Source organism: Mycobacterium sp., assembly GCF_049673265.1.
Classification (GTDB): domain Bacteria; phylum Actinomycetota; class Actinomycetes; order Mycobacteriales; family Mycobacteriaceae; genus Mycobacterium.
This window is the reverse complement of record NZ_JBATXN010000545.1, coordinates 1-3877: the sequence shown is the minus strand read 5'-3', so window position 1 is coordinate 3877 and position 3877 is coordinate 1. Positions and strand designations below refer to the sequence as shown.

Annotated in this window: 3 protein-coding genes; all 3 read left to right on the top strand. The window is 68.4% G+C overall.

Features of this window, described 5'->3' with window-relative positions:
• The first annotated feature begins 186 nt into the window (after window positions 1-186).
• Genes WBF82_RS18590 through purH form a run of 3 tightly spaced genes read left to right on the top strand, consistent with a single transcriptional unit; the run spans window position 187 to window position 3707 of the window.
• Window positions 187-1491, top strand: a complete 1305-nt coding sequence (locus WBF82_RS18590) for a DUF6350 family protein (protein WP_424384425.1) — start codon at window positions 187-189, stop codon at window positions 1489-1491.
• 9 nt (window positions 1492-1500) lie between these two features.
• A complete protein-coding gene (purN, locus tag WBF82_RS18585; RefSeq protein WP_424384424.1) occupies window positions 1501-2130 on the top strand; it encodes a phosphoribosylglycinamide formyltransferase in 630 nt (209 codons plus the stop codon).
• Window positions 2127-3707, top strand: coding sequence for a bifunctional phosphoribosylaminoimidazolecarboxamide formyltransferase/IMP cyclohydrolase (gene purH, locus WBF82_RS18580; RefSeq protein ID WP_424384423.1), 1581 nt, complete (start codon window positions 2127-2129; stop codon window positions 3705-3707). The genes purN and purH overlap by 4 nt, the downstream gene beginning before the upstream one ends.
• Window positions 3708-3877 lie beyond the last annotated feature (170 nt).

Below are 3877 nucleotides of genomic sequence, written 5' to 3'. Positions count from 1 at the left end.
CGCCGGCTCAGGCCAGAGCCAGCCCTCGTATGGTCAGGGTCAGCAACCACCGGCGTCGTCCTCGCCGTCGGGCCCGTCACAGTCCTAACCGTGCGCATTCGTGGCGACCGTTAGCGCGGCGAAGCCGGGCGCGGCGGGTCGCCACTCAGACGGGCTGCGCAGTAACGTCCTCGAAGCGTGACGCGGGTGCAGGACAGTCCATCGGCGGGCGCCCGTCAGGCCCGAGCCCTACTGCGGGTCGCGTTCGGCCCCGCCCTGGTGGCGTTGATTGTCATCGCGGCGGTGACGCTGCTGGAGTTGTTGATCGCCAACAGCGACATGACCGGCGCGTTGGGTGCGATCGCCAGCATGTGGCTGGGGGTGCACCAGGTGCCGATCTCGATCGGTGGTCGCGAACTTGGCGTGATGCCGTTGCTGCCGGTGCTGCTGATGGTGTGGGGTACTGCGCGTACCACCGCGCAGGCCACCCCCGCCACGGCCTCCTGGTTCGTCGCCCGCTGGATAGTGGCGTCGGCGCTGGGCGGACCACTGCTGATCGCCGCGATCGCACTGGCCGTCATCCACGACGCGGCGTCGGTGATCACCGAACTGCAGACGCCGAGCGCGTTACGGGCGTTCGTGAGCGTGCTGGTGGTCCATGGCATCGGGGCGTCGATCGGGGTGGGCTCTCGGGTGGGCCGCCGGGCGCTGGCGGCGTCGCCGCTGCCGGACTGGCTGGCCGATTCGCTACGGGCCGCGATGGCCGGCGTGCTGGCGCTGCTCGGGCTGTCCGGCCTGGTTGCCGCCGTCTCGCTGGTCGTGCACTGGGGCACGATGCAGGACCTGTACGCGATCACCAATTCGGTGTTCGGCCAGTTCAGCCTGACCATATTGTCAGTGCTGTATGTGCCCAACGTCATCGTCGGCACCGCCGCGATGGCCGTGGGATCCAGCGCCCATCTGGGGTTCGCGACCTTCAGTTCGTTCACCGTGTTCGGCGGCGACATTCCCGCGCTGCCAGTGCTGGCCGCGGCGCCCAACCCGCCGCTGGGGCCGGCCTGGGTTGCGTTGCTCATCATCGGCGCGTCGTCGGGGGTAGCGGTCGGACAACAATGTGCGCGCCGGTCGCTGCCGATCCTGGAGGCGATGGCCAAGGTGGTGACCGCGGCTGTGCTCGCGGCGCTGACGATGGTGCTGCTCGGTTACGCCGGCAGCGGGCAGCTGGGCAACTTCGGCGACGTCGGCATCGACCAGGGGACCTTCGGGTTCGCGGTGTTCCTGTGGTTCGCAGTCGTCGGCGCCATCACCGTTGTGATGGCCGGCGGCGTCCGATACCGGCCGAGGAAGCCCAAACCCGAGCCGGCCGCTGAGCCGAGCCTGCCGGCCGAGTCGCCCGCCGATGTCGCCGACGACGAGCCGCCGCCAGCCGCCGAGCCGCCGCTTGACGGCTCGGGTGATGGTCCGCCTCCCCCTCCGGCTGCCGACGGCCCGCATCATCAGCGGACCGATTAGGCTCGCCCTGTGCAGCAACCGTTCCGCGTGCCTCCCAGCGCGCCGGCACGATTGGTAGTCCTGGCGTCGGGTACCGGTTCGCTGCTTGCGTCCTTGCTGGAGGCCGCCGTCGATGACTATCCGGCACGGGTGGTCGCGGTCGGCGTGGACCGCGACTGCCGGGCCGTCGAAATCGCCGGCGCCGTGTCGTTGCCGGCCTTCACGGTGCGGCTAGCCGACCACGTCGACCGCAACGGATGGGATGCCGCGCTAACCGAAGCTGTCGCGGCTCATTCACCCGACCTCATCGTGTCGGCGGGATTTATGAAAATCCTTGGGCCGCAGTTCCTTGCACGGTTTTGCGGCCGTATCCTCAACACCCACCCGACGCTGCTGCCAGCGTTTCCCGGCGCGCACGGGGTGGCCGAAGCGTTGGCCTACGGCGTGAAGGTCACCGGCTGCACGGTGCACCTGGTTGATGCCGGCACCGACACCGGCCCGATACTGGCCCAGCAACCGATTCCGGTGCTGGACGATGACGACGAAGAAACCCTGCACGAGCGCATCAAGGTCACCGAACGGCGGCTGTTGGTGGATGTGGTTGCCGCGGTGGCGACCGGCGGCGTGACCTGGAACGGACGAAAGGCGACCATCGGATGAGCCCAGAAAACGGTGGCGACGGGAAACGGCCGATCCGACGCGCGTTGATCAGCGTCTACGACAAGACCGGACTGGTCGAGCTGGCCCGCGGGCTGCATGAGGCCGGTGTGGACATCGTCTCGACCGGCTCAACCGCGAAAACCATTGCTAGTAACGGAATTCCGGTAACGCCAGTCGAAGAGGTGACTGGCTTCCCCGAGGTGCTTGACGGTCGGGTCAAGACGTTGCACCCACATGTGCACGCGGGGCTGCTGGCCGACCTGCGGAAGCCCGAACATGCGGCGGCGCTCGAGCAACTCGGGATCGCGGCGTTCGAGCTCGTGGTGGTCAACTTGTACCCGTTCAGCGAGACCGTCGACTCCGGCGCGAGTGTCGACGAATGCATCGAACAGATCGATATCGGGGGGCCATCGATGGTGAGGGCCGCCGCCAAGAATCATCCGAGCGTTGCGGTGGTGGTAGACCCACTCGGGTATGACGGTGTGCTGGCCGCGGTGCAAAGCGGCGGGTTCACCCTTGCCGAACGAAAGAGGCTGGCGTCGTTGGCGTTTCGACACACCGCCGAGTACGACGTCGCGGTCGCCGGCTGGATGGGTTCGACGCTGGCGCCGGAGCAGCCGGCGATGGCGTTCCCGCAGTGGTTCGCCGGGACGTGGCGCCGCTCGGCACTGCTGCGCTACGGCGAGAATCCGCATCAGCAGGCGGCGCTATACGCCGACGACGGTGCGTGGCCCGGACTGGCGCAGGCCGAGCAGCTGCACGGAAAAGAGATGTCGTACAACAACTTCACCGACGCCGATGCGGCCTGGCGGGCGGCGTTCGACCACGAGCAGACCTGTGTGGCGATCATCAAGCACGCCAACCCATGTGGGATCGCGGTCTCGTCGGTCTCCGTCGCCGACGCGCACCGCAAGGCCCATGAATGCGATCCGCTGAGCGCCTTCGGCGGAGTGATCGCGTCCAACGCCGAGGTCAGCGTCGAGATGGCCGAGTACGTCAGCACGATTTTCACCGAGGTGATCGTGGCCCCGGCCTACGCGCCCGGCGCGGTCGACATCCTGGCAGGCAAGAAGAATATCCGGGTGCTGGTCGCCTCTGAGCCCCTAGGCGACGCCACAGAGCGGCGGCAGATCAGCGGCGGTCTGCTGATGCAGGAACGCGACCGTATCGACGCGCCCGGTGACGACCCGGCGAACTGGACGTTGGTCGCCGGCGTGGCGGCGTCATCGGCCACGCTGGCGGATCTGGCCTTCGCCTGGCGGACGTGTCGGGCGGTTAAATCCAACGCGATCGTCATCGCGGGCGGCGGCGCCACCATCGGAATAGGTATGGGCCAAGTCAATCGGGTCGACGCCGCACGGCTGGCCGTCGAGCGTGGCGGCGACCGGGTCCGCGGCGCGGTCGCGGCCTCTGATGCGTTCTTCCCGTTCCCGGACGGCCTGGAGACGCTGGCGGCCGGGGGCGTCACGGCGATCGTGCACCCCGGCGGCTCGGTGCGCGACGACGAAGTGACCGCGGCGGCCGAAAAGGCCGGGGTGACGCTGTACTTGACCGGCGCCCGGCACTTCGCGCACTAGACGAGCGTCGAGTGTGTGGTTGTGTTACGCGAAATCGCGAAAAGCGTGCATCAACCCCACACTCGACAGCGGTGCGACCCGCGTTGAACTGCGCGGTAGCGTGGAGTGGTGACTGCAGCGAACAACCTGCCCCGCACCGTCGGCGAACTGCGTGCCGCCGGGCACCGTGA